This is a genomic window from Marinobacter sp. (genome assembly GCF_041690455.1).
GTDB lineage: Bacteria > Pseudomonadota > Gammaproteobacteria > Pseudomonadales > Oleiphilaceae > Marinobacter.
In genome coordinates this window covers 1-19,194 of record NZ_JAWLHI010000058.1, presented here as the reverse complement: position 1 = coordinate 19,194, position 19,194 = coordinate 1, and the positions used below count along the sequence as shown (strand labels likewise).

At 61.0% G+C, this 19,194-nt stretch carries 20 protein-coding genes; 7 read left to right on the top strand and 13 right to left on the bottom strand.

The annotated features are described in order from the left end of the window. Positions 1-51: 51 nt before the first annotated feature. The gene (locus ACESMW_RS14025; RefSeq protein ID WP_372987640.1) at positions 52-465 is read right to left on the bottom strand and encodes a c-type cytochrome; all 414 of its coding nucleotides are present in this window, start codon (positions 463-465) and stop codon (positions 52-54) included. A 203-nt stretch (positions 466-668) separates the two neighbouring features. On the opposite strand from ACESMW_RS14025, the gene ACESMW_RS14020 reads away from it, so the two are divergent. Further along, the gene (locus tag ACESMW_RS14020; protein WP_372987639.1) at positions 669-1,007 is read left to right on the top strand and encodes a hypothetical protein; all 339 of its coding nucleotides are present in this window, start codon (positions 669-671) and stop codon (positions 1,005-1,007) included. A gap of 10 nt (positions 1,008-1,017) precedes the next feature. Further along, positions 1,018-2,136, top strand: coding sequence for a phospholipase A (locus ACESMW_RS14015; RefSeq protein ID WP_372987638.1), 1,119 nt, complete (start codon positions 1,018-1,020; stop codon positions 2,134-2,136). Between the two features lie 184 nt (positions 2,137-2,320). On the opposite strand, the gene ACESMW_RS14010 is transcribed toward ACESMW_RS14015, so the two are convergent. From ACESMW_RS14010 to ACESMW_RS13955, 12 genes are all read right to left on the bottom strand, one after another. Next, complete coding sequence (locus tag ACESMW_RS14010; protein WP_372987637.1) at positions 2,321-3,679, bottom strand: phosphomannomutase; 1,359 nt, start codon at positions 3,677-3,679, stop codon at positions 2,321-2,323. Positions 3,680-3,688: 9 nt separating this feature from the next. After that, on the bottom strand, positions 3,689-4,165 hold the full coding sequence (gene bfr / locus ACESMW_RS14005; protein ID WP_091997532.1) for a bacterioferritin: 477 nt from the start codon (positions 4,163-4,165) through the stop codon (positions 3,689-3,691). Positions 4,166-4,254: 89 nt separating this feature from the next. After that, positions 4,255-4,461 carry a bacterioferritin-associated ferredoxin gene (locus ACESMW_RS14000; protein ID WP_372987636.1) on the bottom strand — a complete coding sequence of 69 codons (207 nt, stop codon included), beginning with the start codon at positions 4,459-4,461 and terminating at the stop codon, positions 4,255-4,257. A 105-nt stretch (positions 4,462-4,566) separates the two neighbouring features. After that, positions 4,567-5,853, bottom strand: coding sequence for a Xaa-Pro dipeptidase (pepQ, locus tag ACESMW_RS13995; RefSeq protein ID WP_372987635.1), 1,287 nt, complete (start codon positions 5,851-5,853; stop codon positions 4,567-4,569). 1 nt (position 5,854) lies between these two features. After that, the gene (locus ACESMW_RS13990; RefSeq protein ID WP_372987634.1) at positions 5,855-6,760 is read right to left on the bottom strand and encodes a LysR family transcriptional regulator; all 906 of its coding nucleotides are present in this window, start codon (positions 6,758-6,760) and stop codon (positions 5,855-5,857) included. A gap of 75 nt (positions 6,761-6,835) precedes the next feature. Then, positions 6,836-7,846, bottom strand: a complete 1,011-nt coding sequence (locus ACESMW_RS13985) for an ABC transporter ATP-binding protein (RefSeq protein WP_372987633.1) — start codon at positions 7,844-7,846, stop codon at positions 6,836-6,838. After that, a complete protein-coding gene (locus ACESMW_RS13980) occupies positions 7,843-8,841 on the bottom strand; it encodes an ABC transporter ATP-binding protein (RefSeq protein WP_372987632.1) in 999 nt (332 codons plus the stop codon). Before ACESMW_RS13980 ends, ACESMW_RS13985 begins: the two co-directional genes overlap by 4 nt. 4 nt (positions 8,842-8,845) lie before the next feature. Then, on the bottom strand, positions 8,846-9,778 hold the full coding sequence (locus ACESMW_RS13975; protein ID WP_372987631.1) for an ABC transporter permease: 933 nt from the start codon (positions 9,776-9,778) through the stop codon (positions 8,846-8,848). Then, positions 9,775-10,824 (bottom strand): ABC transporter permease, encoded by a 1,050-nt coding sequence (locus ACESMW_RS13970; RefSeq protein WP_372987630.1) that lies wholly within the window; start codon positions 10,822-10,824, stop codon positions 9,775-9,777. Before ACESMW_RS13970 ends, ACESMW_RS13975 begins: the two co-directional genes overlap by 4 nt. Positions 10,825-10,901: 77 nt before the next feature. Further along, positions 10,902-12,464 carry an ABC transporter substrate-binding protein gene (locus tag ACESMW_RS13965; protein WP_372987629.1) on the bottom strand — a complete coding sequence of 521 codons (1,563 nt, stop codon included), beginning with the start codon at positions 12,462-12,464 and terminating at the stop codon, positions 10,902-10,904. 157 nt (positions 12,465-12,621) lie between these two features. Continuing rightward, complete coding sequence (locus ACESMW_RS13960; RefSeq protein ID WP_372987646.1) at positions 12,622-13,347, bottom strand: LrgB family protein; 726 nt, start codon at positions 13,345-13,347, stop codon at positions 12,622-12,624. After that, a complete protein-coding gene (locus tag ACESMW_RS13955; RefSeq protein ID WP_372987628.1) occupies positions 13,337-13,696 on the bottom strand; it encodes a CidA/LrgA family protein in 360 nt (119 codons plus the stop codon). Before ACESMW_RS13955 ends, ACESMW_RS13960 begins: the two co-directional genes overlap by 11 nt. Positions 13,697-13,770: 74 nt before the next feature. Between ACESMW_RS13955 and ACESMW_RS13950 the strand changes: the two genes are divergently transcribed. The 5 genes from ACESMW_RS13950 to ACESMW_RS13930 all read left to right on the top strand — a co-directional run. Next, positions 13,771-14,316 (top strand): YaeQ family protein, encoded by a 546-nt coding sequence (locus ACESMW_RS13950; protein ID WP_372987627.1) that lies wholly within the window; start codon positions 13,771-13,773, stop codon positions 14,314-14,316. A gap of 180 nt (positions 14,317-14,496) precedes the next feature. Beyond that, complete coding sequence (locus tag ACESMW_RS13945; RefSeq protein ID WP_372987626.1) at positions 14,497-15,681, top strand: thiamine pyrophosphate-dependent dehydrogenase E1 component subunit alpha; 1,185 nt, start codon at positions 14,497-14,499, stop codon at positions 15,679-15,681. A gap of 1 nt (position 15,682) precedes the next feature. Beyond that, positions 15,683-16,660 (top strand): alpha-ketoacid dehydrogenase subunit beta, encoded by a 978-nt coding sequence (locus ACESMW_RS13940; protein WP_372987625.1) that lies wholly within the window; start codon positions 15,683-15,685, stop codon positions 16,658-16,660. A 26-nt stretch (positions 16,661-16,686) separates the two neighbouring features. Next, positions 16,687-18,285 carry a dihydrolipoyllysine-residue acetyltransferase gene (locus ACESMW_RS13935; RefSeq protein ID WP_372987624.1) on the top strand — a complete coding sequence of 533 codons (1,599 nt, stop codon included), beginning with the start codon at positions 16,687-16,689 and terminating at the stop codon, positions 18,283-18,285. Positions 18,286-18,294: 9 nt separating this feature from the next. Beyond that, positions 18,295-19,194 (top strand): protein kinase domain-containing protein (locus tag ACESMW_RS13930; RefSeq protein WP_372987623.1); only part of this gene is annotated, 900 nt, incomplete at its 3' end.

Genomic DNA, 19,194 nt, shown 5'->3' with positions numbered 1-19,194 from the left:
TTTTCTGTAGAGCGCAGATGGGTGCCACGGCATGTCCAGCCAAGTTTGTACTTACTGGCTCTGAGAAACGATGTGCTCAACCGCCGCCTTGATTTCCTCATCCGGACAGTTTGCACAGCCGCCCTTGGCCGGCATGGCGTTGAAGCCATTGAGGGCGTGGTTAATCAGGGTTTCCATGCCCTGGTCGATGCGCGGAGCCCAGGCCGCAGTATCGCCAATCTTGGGTGCGCCAGCAGCGCCGGTAGTGTGACAGGCCATACAGACAGCGTCGTACACTTCGCTGCCGGAACGGGGGCCAGAGCTGGCTGCCTGGGTCGGCGCCGCGGCTTCACCACACTCCTCGCCTTCCAGGCACACTTCACCAACCGGCTCGATACGCGAACGGATTTCGTCTTCAACACTAGCCATAACGGCGCCGGCGGTCAGGCCGAAACCGAGCAGAACAACAGCCAGGACTCTCTTCATGTTCACAATGCACCTCGCATTTGAGCGTTATAATCTTTGGTCGCCGCATTATAGCGACTGAACCCCGGCAAAAAAACCAAAGGCCAGAATCATAAATTGATTTCAACCGGTTTAATTGCAATTTCGTAAGCCCTCAGGCATGAATTTTTGAATACAGGTACCATACCGGCAATCTGACCAACACCACTTCCAGGACCTGCTCCATGCCAGACGCAGAAAGCAATCGCCCGCATCCTTGGCGCAAGCCACTGTTGATTCTCGAATTCTCCGCCCTGGCTGTCCTGCTCGGTTCCATGGCCTGGTTTTCCAGCCAGACCGCCGACGGCAGCAAGATCAGCGCCGGCTGGCTGCTGATCCCGGCCTTTGCCAGTCTGGGCGTGTTTGTAAGTTTTATCGGCCTGATGTACCTGCGCTGGGTCGCGGCGGCAAATGCGGCCAATCGTACCCGCCACAGAATTATTTTCGCCCTGTTGGCGATTACCCTGATCGGGGTCTGGGTGTATGGTATTGCCAACACCTGGTTGAGCCTGAACGCAAGCTGAAGATCGCCCCATGAGACATCAACCCTGGCGGGTGAACACCGGTCTGAGCGTTTGTCTTAGCGTCCTGGCCGCTCCGGCGGCCTTTGCCCAATCGACTGGCACCGAGCCGCCCGAGGATTTGTCCGCCGAGCAGTGCGCGCTTATTGAAAACGGGGTTCGCCGGCTCGCCTGTTTCGATCGGGTGTTCGGCGCCGACGATCAGCGGCAGGCAGCCAGTGATGGCGAGCAGGAGCAGGCCGAGGAGGCCTTGAGCGAGGAGCTGCCTCTGGCGGACGGAGAAGGCCAGGAAGATTCGGGGCTTTCAGAGGACGACGACAGTGTCATGAATGCGCTGTTGGAGCAGTATGTCGCTACGGAAAAGGCGATCTTTTCGTTCTCTGGCAGTTTCGCGGGCCATCGCCCGACCTATATCCTGCCTCTCACCTGGACCGATGATACCAACCCCTTCCCTTCCAGTCCGCGTTTGGGCACCACGGGCTATGACTACGAGTTGCGCAAAGAGGAGGCCAAATATCAGATCAGCTTCAAGGTACCCCTGCTGACGGGACTTCTGGAGGATCGCACTACGCTTTGGTTCGGCTATACACAGCAATCCTTCTGGCAGGTCTATAACCAGGATGAGTCGGCTCCGTTCCGGGAAACCAACTATGAGCCAGAGATTTTTCTGCGCTATCAGACCGACTGGGACCTTGGCCCGGGAACTCTGAATGGCGTGACCATCGGCTTCAGTCACCAATCCAATGGCCAGTCGGAACCGCGGTCCCGGAGCTGGAACCGGATCGTGGGTCGTGCGGCCTACAGTTACGGGCGCTGGTTGCTCATGGTGCAGCCCTGGTACCGGATTCCGGAGAGCAGCAACGATGACAATGCCGATATCGAGCGGTATCTGGGCCATGCCCATTACCAGGCGGTATACAAGCTGACGGAGGACCGGACGTTTTCGTTGCGGCTGATGAATAATCTGCGGTCGGATAACCGGACGTCTGTGGAGTTCGGGTACAGTTTTCCGATGGGGGAGACGTTGAAGGGGTTCTTTCAGTACTACAACGGGTATGGGGAGAGTCTGATTGACTATAACCACCGGATTGAGAGGTTCGGGATCGGGATTATGTTGAACGACTGGCTTTAACTTTGGTGCAAAACCAGAGCATGCCAGAGTCCGGAGGAAGGCAAGGTGGCCGATACCACCATCTGAAACACGCTCCTTGCGGCACGTCCATGTGACGCTTGAGCTCCGCCATCCATGGCTCCGCACAGTTTCAGACGGTGGTATCGGCCACCTTGCCCCGGACTATTGGCGTCAGCCGTCCGCGTTATCCTTCCTCGTTCAGCCTGTCCATTTCCGCCAATAGTTCTTCTGTCTTTTCTTCCATCAACGGGATATTCGCCCTCGATTCAACGTTCAGGCGCACAACCGGCTCGGTGTTGGACATCCGGAGGTTGAAGCGCCAGTCGTCGAATTCGATGCTTACGCCGTCCACGTGGCTGACGTTTTTGGCGCCGACGCTGTATTTGGCTTCGATCGCGGCGATGACCTTGGGGGGATCGGCGATGGTGCGGTTGATTTCGCCGCTGGCCGGGTAGGCTTCGATTCGGGCGTCGATGAGTGATGAGAATGGCTGGCCGGACTGGCAGAGGCGTTCGGCGATCAACAACCAGGGGATCATGCCGCTGTCGCAGTAGGCGAAGTCGCGGAAGTAATGGTGGGCGCTCATTTCGCCGCCGTAGACGGCGTCTTCGTCGCGCATGCGCTGTTTGATGAAGGCGTGGCCGGTTTTGCTTTCGATGGCTTCGCCGCCGGCGGCTTTGACCAGGTCGAGGGTGTTCCAGGTGAGGCGGGGGTCGTGGATAACTTTGCCGCCGCCGGTTTTGCGCAGGAACTGGTCGGCCAGCAGGCCGACGATGTAGTAGCCCTCGATGAAACGGCCGTTTTCGTCGAAGAAGAAGCAACGGTCGTAGTCGCCGTCCCAGGCGATGCCCATGGCGGCGCCCTCCTCGATCACGGCATCGGCGGTGGCGGTGCGGTTTTCCGGAAGGATGGGGTTGGGCACGCCGTTGGGGAAGTGGCCGTCCGGCTGGTGGTGTACCTTGATGAATTCGAACGGCAGGTGCTGTTCGAGTTCATCAATCACCAGGCCGGCGCCGCCGTTGCCAGCATTGCAGACAATGGTCATGGGCTTGAGGGAGCCGGCATCAACATAGCCCAGCAGGTGGTCCACGTAGGCGCTCATTACTTCCAGGGGCTCGTAACGACCTTGCTGAGCCGCATCGGCAAAGGGCTCCAGCACGCGGTCGCGGATGTCGTTCAGGCCGTTGTCGGAGCTGATCGGCCGGGATTCGGGGCCGACCATTTTCATGCCGTTGTGGTCTTTGGGGTTATGGCTGGCGGTGACCATGATGCCGCCATCCATCTTGTAATGGCTGGTGGCGAAGTACACCTGTTCGGTGCCGCACAGGCCGATGTCGAATACATCGGCACCGGCCGCCATCAGGCCGGAACTGAGGGCCTCGGCGATTTCAGGGCTGGACAGGCGGATGTCATAACCGACAATCACTTTTTTCGCGCCGGTCACTTCCACATAGGCACGGCCGATTTTCTCGGCCAGGGTCGGGTTGAGCTGGTCCGGCACTCGGCCGCGCAGGTCGTAGGCTTTAAAGCAGGACAGGTCCATTGTCTGGTTTTACTCCGCGGCGGATGACTGAAGCTGGATGTAGTTCTGGATACCCATCTGGGCAATCATTTCCAGCTGGGTCTCCAGCCAGTCGATGTGCTCTTCCTCGCTGTCCAGGATGCTACGGAACAGCTGACGGCTGGTGTAGTCCTGGATTTCCTCGCAGTATGCGATGGCTTCTTTCAGGTCGGTGTGGGCAATCTGCTCGAGCTTGAGGTCGCAGGAGATCATTTCCTCGACGTTCTCACCGATCAGCAGTTTGTTCAGGTCTTGCAGGTTGGGCAGGCCCTCGAGGAACAGGATGCGCTCGATCAGCTGATCGGCGTGTTTCATCTCATCAATGGATTCCTCGTATTCCTTGGCGGCCAGCTTGCTGATGCCCCAATCCTTGTACATGCGGGAATGGAGAAAATACTGGTTAATCGCGGTCAACTCGTTGGCGAGGACCTTGTTGAGGTACTGGATGACTTTCTTGTCGCCTTTCATAGCGGGGCTCCATGATGACTTGGTGAATCAGTCTTTCAGGATAGCCCCTTACGCGGCGAGAGAAAAATACAGCGGAGCAAGAAATCCCGTCAGGCGGGCTGGGCGAGTATGTTGGCCAGAGCCAGATAATCCGGCGAGCGGCTCTCCCGGAGAATTTCCCGCGCGGTGGAGGCACAGCGACCACACTGGGTACCTACCCCCAACTCCTTACCCAGCTGGCGCATGGATGAAACGCCGTTTTCGGCCGCTTCGCGGATTTCCCGGTCGGTTACCCCGTGGCACAGGCAGACATACATAGCAATAACTCACCAACGGTTACAAAGGTTATTGATAATTATTGTCATTAACATCCGGAATTGCAACCCCGTTGTATCAATTTTATGCAACGGAATGTTTCGGACTTAGCCGTCGCGGGTCAGGTTTCGGCTTCCGGTCTCGGTGACCGCAACATTGTCTTCGATCCGGATGCCCCCGCAGCCCCGTAACCGCTTGATCAGATCCTGGTCCAGGTGCTGCCCCAGCTCCCCTTCCAACAGGGGATCCAGCAACGACGGGATGAAGTAGAGTCCGGGCTCGATGGTAACCACCATCCCCGGCTCAAGTTGCCGGGTCAGGCGCAGGAACGGGGCATCTTCTGGTGGGGGCGTCGGTTTACCGGCGACATCATGGACCTGCACGCCGAGGAAGTGACCGATGCCGTGGGGGAAGAAGACCCGGGTGATGCCTTGCCCGACGATCTCGTCGTCCTCCAGACCGGTCACCAGGCCGGTAGCCGAGAGCAAGGCGGCAATGCCCTGGTGGGCCTTGCGGTGGATGTCGATGTAATCCACACCGGGTGCCACCATGTCACACAGCCGGATCTGGAGTCGCTCGAGCCCATGAACCAGGGCGGCAAAGTGGGACTCCCCCGGCCCGGCGGTGGTGCGGGTGATGTCGGAACAGTAACCCCGGAACCGGACGCCGGCATCGATCAGCAGGCTACGGGAATGGCCCGGCGGCTGGGTGTCGTAATACTGGTAGTGCAATGTGCCGGCATGGTCGTTGACGCCGATGATGCTGTGATACGGCGCATCGGCTTCCCGCTGCCCGGTGGCCTGCTGGTAGGCAAGGTTGATACCGAATTCGCTCTCGCCATCGACAAAGGCGTCCCCCGCCGCCCGGTGCCCGGCCAGGGCCAGGGCGTTGGCATGCGCCAGGCATTCAATCTCGTAGGGGGTCTTACGCACCCGGGTTTCATCGAGGGCCCTGAGCAGGTTCTCCGGGTTGGACTCCCCGGGCACGCCATCCAGCAGAGCGGGATCCCCGATCACCGCCAGACTGCCCGGATCATCAAGCACCGGCGCCTCGGGCGACTGGCTGCTGCGGACCTCGATAAACATCTGCCAGGGTTCTTCCGGCAGCGGCTGGTTGGCGTGCCAGAAATCCACCGGCTGGTACAGCCACAGCACCGGTTTGTGTCCGGCACGGATCCACAGCCAGCAGTGCTCGCGGCCGGTTAGTCCGGTCCAGTGCAGGAACGGGCCATAGCCCTGGAAGTGCCAGGCCTGATCATCCCCATAGCGATACGGGGCGGCGCCGGAGGCGATCAGCAGGCTGTCGAACCCCTGGTCCGCCAGCGCCGATTCGTAGCGGGCCTGCAGCTCTTTCAGGTGGTCCAGCTGCAATGACAGGAGGGCTTTATCAGGCATGTCAGTCTTCCAGTTGTTTCCAGAGGTTCAAAAGATCGTCCGAGCGGGCATCCCGCAGGCGGATCAGACGGATTTCCAGGGGCACGTCCCAGCGCTCATCGCCGGCCCGCACCAGGCTGCCGAACTGCTCGCTCTTCTCTGTCATCCGTTGTGGCAGCCAGCCCATGCCGAAACCCTGTTTGACCAGGGCCTTGATACTGGCCGACTGGGTGTTCTCGTTCAGGGGCAACAGGTTGGCGGTCAGCTTCCGGCGTGCCAGGTGGCCCTCGATCGCCGACTGCAGAAAACCGCGGTTATGGTAGGCAATCAGCGGCACCGGTTGCTCGGGACTTCCGGGCAGCGGGAACCGGGGATGGCCCTGCTCGTCGGAAACGCTGACCGGCACCAGGGCTTCCCGGGCCAGCACCAGCCAATCAAAACTGTCGGCTGTCAGCCGACCGCCCCAGGGCAGATCCGGGTGCCAGTAACACAGCACCAGATCACACTCGCCACTCTCAAGGGCTTCCAGGAATTGCTCACCGACCCAGCTGGTGGCCTTCAGGTTCAGTTTGAGGCGCTCGGCGATTCCCGCGTCCGTCGCCCAGCCCTGATAAAAATGCGAGAACAGGCCCTGGGTAGAGCCGACACTGATCCTTGCCGACGCCTCGGCTTCCAGTGCCGCGATGCGATCCCTGGTATCCCGGACATCCCGGGTAATGCGCTCGCACAGTTCCCGGAACACCTCCCCAGCCGGCGTCAGCGACAGCGGCAGGGTCTGGCGGTTGATCAGGGTACTGCCCATGGCCTCTTCCAACAGCTTGATGCGCCGGCTGAACGTAGGCTGACTCACGTGCTGCAATTCGGCAGCACGTGAGAAATGGCGCGTGCGTGCAAGCGCCAGAAAGTCTTCCAGCCAGCGTACTTCCATGGAGTCCCCTGAGGGTATGACGTTGTATCGAAAAGGGTTTAACTGCAGGCATCATAGCCTATCGCAGCGCACCCGTTACAACCGCCCCTCTTCCACCGCATGGCAGGCAACCTGGGTACCACCATCGGTCGTGATCAGCTGCGGCACCTCCTGCCGGCAACGCTCGTTGGCATAGGGGCAACGGCCATGGAACACACAGCCGGAGGGCAGGTTCACCGGTGTGGGCACTTCTCCTTTCAGGCGAATGTGGTTGGGCCGGTCGTCCTCCAGTTTCGGAATCGCAGAAAGCAGCGCCTGGGTGTAGGGATGACGGGGCGCTGAAAACAGCGTTTTGGTATCCGCCAGCTCGCAGACCCGCCCCAGGTACATCACCGCCACCCGGGTGCCGAAATGCTCCACCACCGCCAGGTCGTGGGTGATGAACAGGTAGGTCAGCCCACGACTTTCCTGGGCGTCCATCAGCAGGTTCAGCACCTGGGCCTGAATAGACACATCCAGGGCCGAGATCGGCTCGTCGGCCACGATGAACTCCGGATCTACTGCCAGGGCTCGGGCAATGGCGATCCGCTGACGCTGACCACCGGAGAACTCGTGGCCAAAGCGGTTACCCCAGTCCTGATCAATGCCTACCGAATGCATCACCTCGTGAATCTTGTCCCGCACCTGGATCTGCGACCAGTCCGGATGGTGGAACCGGATCGGCTCCTCCAGGGTCTGCTGGATGGTCATGCGCGGGTTCAGGGAGGCATAGGGATTCTGGAAGATCATCTGCATCTTGCGACGGTACGGCAGAGCATCCTTGCGCTCGAGATTATCAATACGCTGGCCGTCATAATGGATCTCGCCGGCGCTGGGCGAGAGCAAGCCCATCACGGTTCGGGCCACGGTGGACTTGCCACAGCCGGATTCGCCCACCACGCACAGGGCTTCGCCCTTCTGCACTTCCAGATCCACGCCGTTGATGGCATGAACCGCCTCCTGTTTGCGGCGAAAACGCCCCCCTTCGAAGGTGATCTGCTCCAGCAGACTGCCGGACAGGTCAAAGCGTTTCTCAAGACCGCGGATACTTACCAACGGGGAGGTCATGATTCGGCCTCCTGCATGCGTTTCTCCTGCTCAATCAGGTTGGCGACTTCGTAACAGGCCACGTTCACATTGCCCGAGCGCACATATTCCGGCATCGCCTGCTTGCACTGCTCGGTGGCGAACTTGCAGCGGGGGTGGAACGGACAGCCCTTGGGCACGTTCTTCAGTGACGGCATGGAACCGGGAATCTGGAACAGGCGCTCACCGGGCTCACCCATCTGGGGCAGTGCGTTGATCAGCCCCTGGGTATAGGGATGCTGAGCATCATTGATAATTTCCCGGGTCGGCCCCTGCTCGATGATCCGGCCGGAGTACATCACCAGCATCCGCTGGGTCACCTGGGAGACCACGCCCAGATCGTGGGTAATCAGCATCAGTGCCACATTCTCCTGCTCGCACAGGTTCAGCAGCAAATCCATGATCTCCGCCTGGATGGTCACATCCAGCGCCGTGGTGGGCTCATCAGCGATGATGATCTCCGGGTCCAGCAGCAGGGCGATGGCAATGATCACCCGCTGGCGCATGCCACCGGACAGCTCATGGGGATACTGGTCCAGGCGCTTCTCCGGCGACGGAATCTGCACCTTCTGCAGCCGGTCCAGGGCAATCGCCCTCGCTTCTTTCTTGCTGATGTTCCGATGCGCCAGGATGGCCTCGACCATCTGGGTACCGATGGTCAGTACCGGGTTCAGGGTCATCATCGGGTCCTGGAAGATCATGGCGATGCGGTTGCCACGGATCTTGCGCAACTCCCGCTCGCTCATGGCCGCCAGATCCTTGCCTTCGAACAGGATCTGCCCGCCGGCGATATAGCCGGGCTGGGCAATCAGGTTCAGGATCGAGAAGGCCGCCACGGATTTGCCGGCGCCGGATTCCCCAACCAGACCCAGCCGCTCGCCCTTGTCCAGGCTGAAGCTGATGCCCCGCAGGGCGGTCAGGTCACCGCCGCGCACCGCGAAGCGCACATCCAGATTTTTAACTTCCAACAGTGCCATGGTGTTACCCCTTGTACAGCCGTGGGTTCATTACATCCCGCAACCAGTCACCCAACAGGTTGATGACCAGCACGAGCACCACCAGCACCAGGCCCGGGATCAGGGTGATCCACCAGGAACCGCTCTGGATGTAGTCAAAGCCGGACTTGATCAGCGAACCCAGGGACGGCTGGGTTTCCGGCATGCCCAGACCGAGGAACGACAACGCCGCCTCGGAAATGATGGCATTGGCAATCTGCACCGTGGCAATGACGAAGATCGGCGACAGGGTATTGGGCAGGATGTGCCGGAACATGATCCGGCGGGTGCCGAAGCCCATCACCTTGGCCGCGTCCACGTACTCTTTTTTCTTTTCCGCCAGCACCGAGGCGCGCACGGTGCGGGCAATCTGCGGCCACTCGGCGACACCGATGATGAAGATCAGCATGTAGATGGCAATCTCACCGAACATCAGGTTGCCGAAGCTGGCCTTGAACACCGCACCGACGATGATCGCCACCATCAATGTGGAGAAGGACAGCTGCACATCGGCGATACGCATCAGGACGGCATCCACCTTGCCGCCCAGGTAGCCGGCCAGCAGTCCGAACAGGATGCCCAGAAACGCCTGCAGAATCACCGCCCCGAAGCCGATCATCAGGGACACCCGGGTGCCGTAGAGGATGGTCGAGAGCAGATCCCGGCCCTGGGCATCGGTGCCCAGCGGGAACGCGGGATCGGCACCGCTCATGCCCACTGGGGGCAGCTCGGAGTTCATGATGTTGATCTGCGCCAGATCATAGGGATCAGCGGGGGCCAGCAGAGGCGCAAACACCGCCGCCAGCACCATCAGCAGCAGCACTGCAAAGCTGGCAATGGCCACCTTGTCGCGCTTGAAGCTGTACCAGAAGAAGGACTCGCGGAAGCGGTCCCAGCGGGAAACCGTTGCCGTTGTCATGCTTTCTTACCTGTCAGTTTGACGGTGGGATTCACCAGGCCGTAGATCAGATCCACGAGGGTATTGGTAACCACGAAAATCAGGCCTACCACCATCAGGTAGGCCACGATCAGCGGGATGTCGCTGCGGGTGATGGCTTCGAGGAACATCAGGCCTACGCCCGGCCACTGGAACACAGTCTCGGTGAGGATGGTGTAGGCCACCATGATGCCGATCTGCACACCGCCGACGGTAATCACAGGCAACATGGTGTTCTTGAGCGCGTGCAGGAAATTGATGCGGCCGGCGCTCAGGCCCTTGGCACGGGCGTAGCGGATGTAGTCGCTCTGCAGCACCTCCATCATCTCCGCCCGAATCAGGCGGATGAACAGCGGCAGCATGATCGAGGCCAGCGAGACCGACGGCAGGACCAGATGCATCAGCCCGGTACCGGTGAAGAAACCGGACTCCCAGGTGCCGAACAGGTCGGTCAGTTCATCGCCGCGACCATAGGACGGCAGGCCGCCCTCGGTGGTAAAGAAGTCATTCATCCACTGCCCCCAACCGGTATCCGACGGGAACCAGTTCACCGTCACTCCGATGGAGAACAGCTGGATCAACACGATGGCCGTCAGGAACACCGGGATGGAAATACCCACAGTACTGACGCCCATGAAGAATTTGGACAGCCAGGCCTGGGGGCGAATCGCGGCGTAGACGCCGATCGGCACCGACAGAAACACGATGATCAGGCTGGCACCGATCACCAGTTCCAGGGTCGCTGGCAGATGCTCGGCGATCACCTCCAGGGTCGGCTTGCTGTAGAAGTAGGAGTTGCCCAGGTCGCCCTGCAACGCATTACCGGCAAACCGCAGGTACTGGACCACCATCGGATCGTTCAACCCGAGCTCCTCGCGAATGGCCTCCCGCTCCTCCTCGGAGACGGACATGCCCACCATTTCCTGAAGCGGGTCCCCGAGGCCATCCTGAATGGCAAAGGCGATCACACTGATCACGAACATGACCAGAAATGCCTGGGAAATCCGCTGAACCAAAAACGCTAACATGGAAATTTTCCGGATAAGGCTTGCAAACAAAAGGCCGGCACCGGATCACTCCAGTGCCGGCCTGCCGTCAAAGGCGATTACTCCACAACCAGGTCACCCAGGTACGGGAAGTTCATGACGTTGAGCACCGGCTCAATGTTCACGTTCTTCTTCGAGGCCCAGGCCAGGTCCTGCCAGTGCAGCGGAACGAAGGCGGCATCGTCATACAGACGCTGCTCCACTTCCTGCAGCATGGCGGCGCGCTTGTCCAGGTCGGTCTCGACGTTGGCTTCCTGCACCAGGGCGTCGATTTCCGGGTTGCAGTAGTTGCCCGCGTTGTACTGGCCAGAGCCGCTGTCGGCATCCGGGCAGAAGGTCAGGAACTCGTAGAAGTTGGCGGAGTCCTCGGTGTCCGCGTGCCAGCCGATCATCATCATGTCAGCGGCGCGGTTGTCGTACTCTGGCCAGTACTGCGCCTTCGGCAGTGTTTTCAGGTCCACCTTGATGTTGATGCGGGCCAGCATGGCAGCCACCGCCTGAGCGATCTTGTCGTCGTTCACGTAACGGTTGTTCGGCGCCATCATGGTGATGGTGAAGCCATCCTCGTAACCGGCCTCCTTCATCAGCTGCTGGGCCTTGGCCACGTCGAAACGCGGTGTCAGGGACTCGTTATGGCCCTGATAGCCGGCCGGAGACATCTGGGCCGCCGGGGTGGCGAAGCCCTTCATGATCTTGGCGGCTATGCCTTCCTGGTTGATGGCATAGGCAATGGCCTGACGAACCTTCGGGTTCTTGAAGGCTTCCACACGCTCCTGGTTCATGTGGAACAGGATGATACGGGTACCGCTCATGGTCACCAGGTTGGCGTTCTTGTCGTTGCGAATCCGCTCCAGATCATTGGGCGGTACCGGGGCGATGAAGTCGACACCACCGGACAGCAACGCGGACACCCGGGTGTTGTTCTCCTTGATCGGGGTCAGCACGATCTTACCGACGTTACCCGGGGACTCGGTATCCCAGTAGTCGTCAAACCGTTCGAACTCGACCCGCACGCCCTGCTTGCGCTCGGTCACGGTGTAGGGACCGGTACCGGACAGGTTCCCGGAGGCGAAGGAGTTGCCATGTTTGGCAATGGCGCTCTTGTCCTTGCCGTCCTCGGTCTGGCCGCTATAGAACTCACTGTCCAGCGGGAAAATATAGGTGGCAGTGTTCAGCAGCAGCGGGTACGGCTCGCTGGTCACCAGTTCGAAGGTGTAGTCATCGATCACGTTGATGCCGCTGAAGGGCTTGAAGATCGCCTTGAAATCCTGGCTCTGCTTCAGACGATCGAAGGTGAATTTCACATCGGCGGTGGTCAGCTCGTTACCGGAATGGAACTTCACGCCTTCACGGAGCTTGAAGCGCATGGTGTTCTCGTCAACGCGCTCCCAGCTTTCGGCCAGACGCGGCTCGAAGCCCAGGTCGCTGGTCCAGCGCAGCAGCGGATCAAAGGTCATGTGGGACAGCTGCAGGATGCCACCTGAGAGCTGCTCGTGGATATCGAGGGTCACGGGATCGGCGTCGTACGCCATCTTCAGTTCCTTGGTCGCCTCGGCGGACAGGGCTACCGGCGCCGATGCCAGGGCCATGGAACCGACAAATGCTGCAATCAGTTTTTTCATCGCGTTTTCCGTCGCTGTTTTAGGAATTTTCACGGAACATCGGCGCAAAAGGGCGCCGATTGCCTGAGCAACAAGCTAGTCTCGGAAAACCCTTACGGCAATCGAAATTGCGACATGGGGTTATTCGCCAGGTGAATGAACTGATGTGGGGCAGGGTTCAGAGGTGGAACACCAACGGCAGCATCATGGCGGTAAACACACCGGTCAGGCCCATGCCCAGGGACGCAAATGCCCCAGCGGTATGGCTGATCTCAAATGCCCGGGCGGTACCGATGGCATGACCGTTCAGGCCCAGGGCAAAGCCCAGGATGCGCTCGTCTTTCACTGGCAACAGGCGCGCGAGCAGGTCAACGAAGAGGGTTGCCACCACACCGGTAATGAGCAGGCCACCCATCATCAGGGGCACCGAGCCACCCAGTTGTTCGGTAATGCCGATGGCAATCGGCGCCGTCACCGACTTGGGCGCCAGCGACGCCAGCACCTCCGGCGTGGCCCCAAGCGCCCAGGCAATAACCAGGGCGTAGACTGCCGCCAGGGTGGCGGCAATTGGCAGGGTCACCACAATCGGGCGCCACATGGCACGGATATGGTGCATCTGCTGGTACAGCGGAATGCCGAGGGCGACCGTGGCTGGGCCCAGAAGCACGGTCAGCCAGCGCGCGCCCTGCTGGTAGGCCTGGTAATCCACCGCCAGGACGGCAATCACCCCGGACAGCAGACAGGCGGACAGCAACACCGGCGGAAGCCACAACGGCCTGCCGATGCGGGCGAACAGCCAGTTGCCGGCAAAGAAGGCACCCAGGGTCAGACCAATGGCGAGAATCGGCGTGGCAGAAAGGGTATCCAACAAGGTTCCGAGACGGCCGAACAGTTCACTCACGATGCTGCTCTCCCCTCACTGTCACCAGCTTCATCAGCAACAGGGTGGTGAGCACACTCAGGAAGGTACCGACCAACAACGCTGCGGCGACCGCCAGCCACTGGCCAGAGAACTGATCGGCGGTAAAAAACACCCCGACCACACCGGGCATGATCAGTAGCACCAGCACCGAGATCAGACCCTGACTGGCCGAGGCCAGATCATCACTGACGCTGCCCTTCACCATCAGCGTAAAGGTAATGACCACCATCCCGAGCACACCGCCACTGACCGGCAGGGCGAACAGCACCCGCATGGACTCGCCCAGGATAAAAAACAGCACCAATACCAGAAAACCACGCAACATCGTCATGCGTTCACGCTCAGCCGGGAAGGAATGCATTACACTATCGCAAACAGACATACTGATACCAACGCAGGACGCCCATGGCACTCAAAGCAACCGTCTTCAAGGCCACGCTCAACATCGCCGACATGGACCGACACTACTACGCGGACCACCACCTGACCCTGGCCCGGCATCCCTCGGAAACCGACGAGCGGATGATGGTCCGGCTGCTGGCCTTTGTTCTCAATGCCGACGAGCACCTGGAGTTCACCCGCGGCCTGAGCACCGACGACGAACCGGAGCTGTGGCAAAAAAGCCTCAGCGACGAGATCGAACTCTGGATTGAACTGGGCCTGCCGGACGAAAGCCGCCTGCGCAAGGCCTGCAACCGCGCCAAAAAGGTCGTGCTGTATACCTATGGCGGACGGGCGGCCTCCCTGTGGTGGGAGAAAAATCACAACAAGCTCTCCCGCTTCAACAATCTCACCATCATCGACCTGCCCCAGGAGGGCACCGAGGCGCTCGCAGGCCTGGCCGAGCGCACCATGAGCCTGCAGTGCACCATCCAGGACGGCGAGGTGGGCATAGGCGATGAGAACACCCTGGTCACCCTGACGCCCTCGCGCCTGTATCCGGCCAGCTGATCGTGCCGGTTCGCGAAACCGTTGTTCAGGGACTACCCGAATTCTGCAGTTTACGTTAAGGTAAGCATCAGACACTTGTGCAAGGTCGCACCAGACCCTGTCGGATTGTCTACACTTAAATGATCGGCACCCCCACAAGGGGAGCCGTGTTCCTCAGGCCACCACCCCAGGAAGAGGATTATGACAACAACAAAATCCAGAGTTGTTTACACCCCGTCGTTCACCGACGGTGCAGAGTTCCGTATTCCCACCTTCAAGGTCCTGAAGCAGGACGGCTCCCTGTACAAGGGTGCCAAGGCACCGGCGCTGGACAAGGACACAGCCCTGCGCATCTATCGGACCATGGTTACCACCCGGATCCTCGATGAGCGCATGCTCGCCGCCCAGCGCCAGGGACGACTGAGCTTCTACATGCAGTGCACCGGCGAAGAGGCCGCCGTGATCGGCAGTGCCGCGGCCCTCGATGACGCCGACATGATCATGGCGCAATACCGGGAACAGGGTGCCCTGGCCTACCGGGGCTTCACCATCGACGAATTCATGAATCAGCTGTTCGGCAATGAACTGGACTACGGCAAGGGCCGTCAGATGCCCGTGCACTACGGCTCCAAGAAGCTGAACTACATGACCATCTCATCACCCCTGGCCACCCAGATCCCCCAGGCCACCGGTTACGCCTACGGCCAGAAACTGGCGGGCGAAGGCCACTGCACCATTACCTATTTCGGTGAAGGCGCCGCCTCCGAAGGCGATTTCCACGCCGCCCTGAACATGGCCGCGGTCCAGCGGGTGCCGGTAATTTTTCTGTGCCGCAACAACGGCTACGCCATCTCCACCCCGGCGGCCGAACAGTTCGCCGCCGACGGTGTGGCGCCCCGGGCCTATGGTTACAAGATGGATGTCATCCGGGTGGATGGCAACGATGTCCTGGCCATGTACGAGGCCACCAAAGCCGCCCGCAGCTTGGCAGTGGAACACAACCGCCCGGTGCTGATCGAGGCCATGAGCTATCGCCTGGCCGCCCACTCCTCTTCGGACGATCCCTCCGGCTATCGCAGCAAGGACGAAGAAGCGGTCTGGCGCGAGAAAGACCCCATCCTGCGCATGCGGCTCTGGCTCGAGCGCAAGAAGTGGTGGAGCGAGGACGACGAGAAACAGCTGCAGGAAACCATGCGCCGGGAGGTGCTGGAGACCATGAAACGGGCCCAGAAGCGCCCGCCACCCCCGCTGGAAACCCTGGTCACCGATGTTTACGACGAGGTGCCACCGGCCCTGGCCGAGCAGTTCGAGAAACTGAAGGCGCACATCCGCCGCTATCCGGACGCCTACCCCAAGAGCGCCGAACACGCCAAGGGAGGGGCCTGAGATGACCCAGATGAACATGCTTCAGGCCATCAACAACGCCCTCGATACGGCCATGGCCGCCGACGAGCGGGTGCTGTGTTTCGGTGAGGACGTAGGTGTCTTCGGTGGTGTCTTCCGGGCCACCAGCAACCTGCAACAGAAATACGGCAAAGACCGCTGCTTCAATACCCCGCTGGTGGAGCAAGGCATCATCGGCTTTGCCAACGGCCTGGCAGCCCAGGGCTCCGTGCCCGTGGCCGAGATCCAGTTCGCCGACTACATCTTCCCGGCATTCGACCAGATCGTTAACGAATCCGCCAAGTACCGCTACCGCTCCGGCAACCTGTTCAATGTGGGCGGGCTGACCATTCGCGCCCCCTACGGTGGCGGCATTGCCGGCGGGCTTTACCACTCCCAGTCGCCGGAGGCCTACTTCGCACACACGCCGGGACTGAAGATCGTCGTTCCCCGCAACCCCCACCAGGCCAAGGGCCTGCTGCTGGCTGCGATTCACGACCCCAACCCCGTGCTGTTCTTCGAGCCCAAACGGCTCTACCGCGCCTCTGTCGGCGAAGTGCCGGACGAGGAATACCAACTGCCCCTGGGCGAAGCCGAAGTCCTCAAGGAAGGCACGGACGTGACCGTGCTGGGCTGGGGCGCGCAGATGGAAGTGATCGAACAGGCCGTCGACATGGCGGAGAAGGATGGCATTTCCTGTGAAGTCATCGACCTGCGTACCATCCTGCCCTGGGACGTGGACACCGTGGCCAACTCGGTGTTCAAGACCGGGCGCCTGGTGGTTACCCACGAAGCGCCACTGACCGGCGGTTTCGCCGGCGAAATCGCAGCAACCATCCAGGAACGTTGCTTCCTGTACCTGGAATCCCCGATCGCACGGGTCACCGGGATGGACACTCCCTTCCCGCTGGTGCTGGAAAAAGAGCACCTGCCCAATCACCTGAAGGTCTTCGAGGCCATCAGGTCGAGCGTGGACTTCTAGGTTGATATCAGGACAGGAGAGCAATCATGAGTGATTTTATACTGCCCGATATCGGCGAAGGTATCGTGGAGTGCGAACTGGTCAAATGGCTGGTCGCCGAAGGGGACATCATCGAGGAAGACCAGCCGGTGGCCGAGGTGATGACCGACAAGGCCCTGGTGGAAATCCCGGCACCGTACAAGGGCAAGGTAACCCGCCTGTACCACAAGGAAGGCGACATCGCGAAGGTCCACGCTCCGCTGTTTGAACTGGTGGAAGTGGATGGCGAGGGCGAACAGGACGACGCACCTGCCGCGCAGCCGAAGGAAACCGTTAGCGAAGCACCAGCCACACCGGAACCCGCCCCGGCGGCCGGAACCGACGCCGGCGAAGTCACCGAGGATTTCATCCTGCCGGACATCGGCGAGGGCATCGTCGAGTGCGAGGTGGTGGAATGGCGTGTGGCCGAAGGCGACGAGATCGAGGAAGATCAGCCGGTGGTCGATGTCATGACCGATAAGGCCATGGTCGAGATCACCGCGCCCAAGGCCGGTCGGGTCACCAAGCTATACCACCAGCAACAGGAAATGGCCCGGGTGCATGCCCCGCTGTTTGCATTCATCCCCCGGGATCGGGACGAGCCGGCCGAGGCCAGGACTGAGTCAAGGCCGGCCCCGGAAAGCGCGCCGGCACCGGCCAAACCGGTCGCCACCGGCAACCGACCACGGATTCCCGCAAGCCCCGCCGTGCGCCGCCTGGTACGGGAGCATAACCTGGACCTGGCCAACTTCGCCGGCTCCGGCAAGGATGGCCGGGTGTTGAAGGCCGACGTGCTGGCGCATCTCGAGCAGCCCGCCCCGTCAGCGCCAAGCCAACAACCGGCCAGTGAAACGCCGGCGGCCAAGGCTGACAGCGAGCACCGGAAACCGGGGCGCGAACTGGAGGCACGGGTCGAGCCGATCCGGGGTGTCCGGGCGGCCATGGCCCGCAGCATGGTGGCCTCGGCGACCACGATCCCCCACTTCATTTACAGTGAAGACATCGACGTCACCGATCTGCTCGCCCTGCGGGAACAGCTCAAGCCCGAAGCCGAAGCCCGAGGATCACGCCTGACCCTGATGCCCTTCTTTATGAAGGCCATGGCCCTGGCGATCCGGGACTTCCCGGTACTCAACAGCCGCCTCAATGACGAGGTGACGGAGATCCACTACCAGCCGCACTGCAACATCGGCATGGCCGTGGACAGCAAGGCCGGGCTGATGGTGCCAAACGTGAAGGGTGTGGAAAGCCTGACCCTGCTGGGCGTGGCCGATGAAGTCACCCGCCTGACCGAGGCCGCGCGCTCGGGCCGGGTCAGCCAGGAAGACCTCAAGGGCGGCACCATCACCATTTCCAACATTGGCGCCCTGGGCGGCACCTACGCCTCGCCCATCATCAACGCGCCGGAAGTGGCCATCGTCGCCCTGGGCCGGACCCAGAAACTGCCGCGCTTCGACGCCGATGGCAACGTGGTGGAACGGGCCATCCTGACGGTAAGCTGGGCGGGCGACCATCGCATCATCGACGGTGGCACCATCGCGCGCTTCTGCAACCGCTGGAAAGGCTACCTGGAATCGCCGCAATCCATGCTGCTGCATCTGGGCTGACGGGTTGTTATGGAGCAGAAGACCGAACTTCAGCAGTTCTACATTCCTGAAGAGCAGTCGATCTATCTGCTCAGCCATGACGATGCCAAGAAGCTCAAGGACTGGGTGGCGCTGTGCGCCGCCCAGCTCCGCCAACTGGGTTACCGGGACATTGAACTGATCGGCAAAGGCGCCTACGGCTTCGTATTCGCCGGTCGACTACCGGGCCATGGACACAAGGGCCCGGAACACGTCTTCAAGTTCACCCGCATCAACCTGCCTCAACACCTGCAGGACCGGCTCGAGGACGAGGCGTTCATTCTCGAGCAGGTCCGCCATCCCCGGGTACCACGGCTGATTGCCTACCAACGCGCCCGCAACCAGCCGATCCTGGTAATGGAACGAGCCGCCGGCATCAACCTGGAGGAAGTCTCGTTACAGGAAGGACGTCTGAAGCCGAGACTGGTGATCCGCATCGCCGACCAGCTGGCCGACATCCTGCGCAGCCTGCGCAGCGGCGCCAGCTCGGGTGGGCGCCCCATCGTGCACGGCGACATCAAACCGTCCAACCTGGTCTTTGACGCCAGAACCGAGAACATCGCCCTGATCGACTGGGGCTCCTCGGTGTTCGCCCAGCTGGACGCCAACCAGCAGTTCATCACCGCCAATGTCATGGAGCTGATGTCCGACAACCTCCAGCAGACCAACGCCCGACTGGGGGATGTCTATTTCATCGGTGAGGAACAACTCAACGGCGGGCTCTCCTCCCCCCGCTTCGACGAACAGGGCGCGGCCGGCACCCTGTATGCCCTGGCCTCCGGCCAGTCCTGCCGGTTTGGCCACCAGGCGATTCCCGCCAGCTCACTGGGCCTGCCCATGGAATTCGCCCGCATGCTCGACGGCATGTTGTCACCGGATCCGGAGACCCGC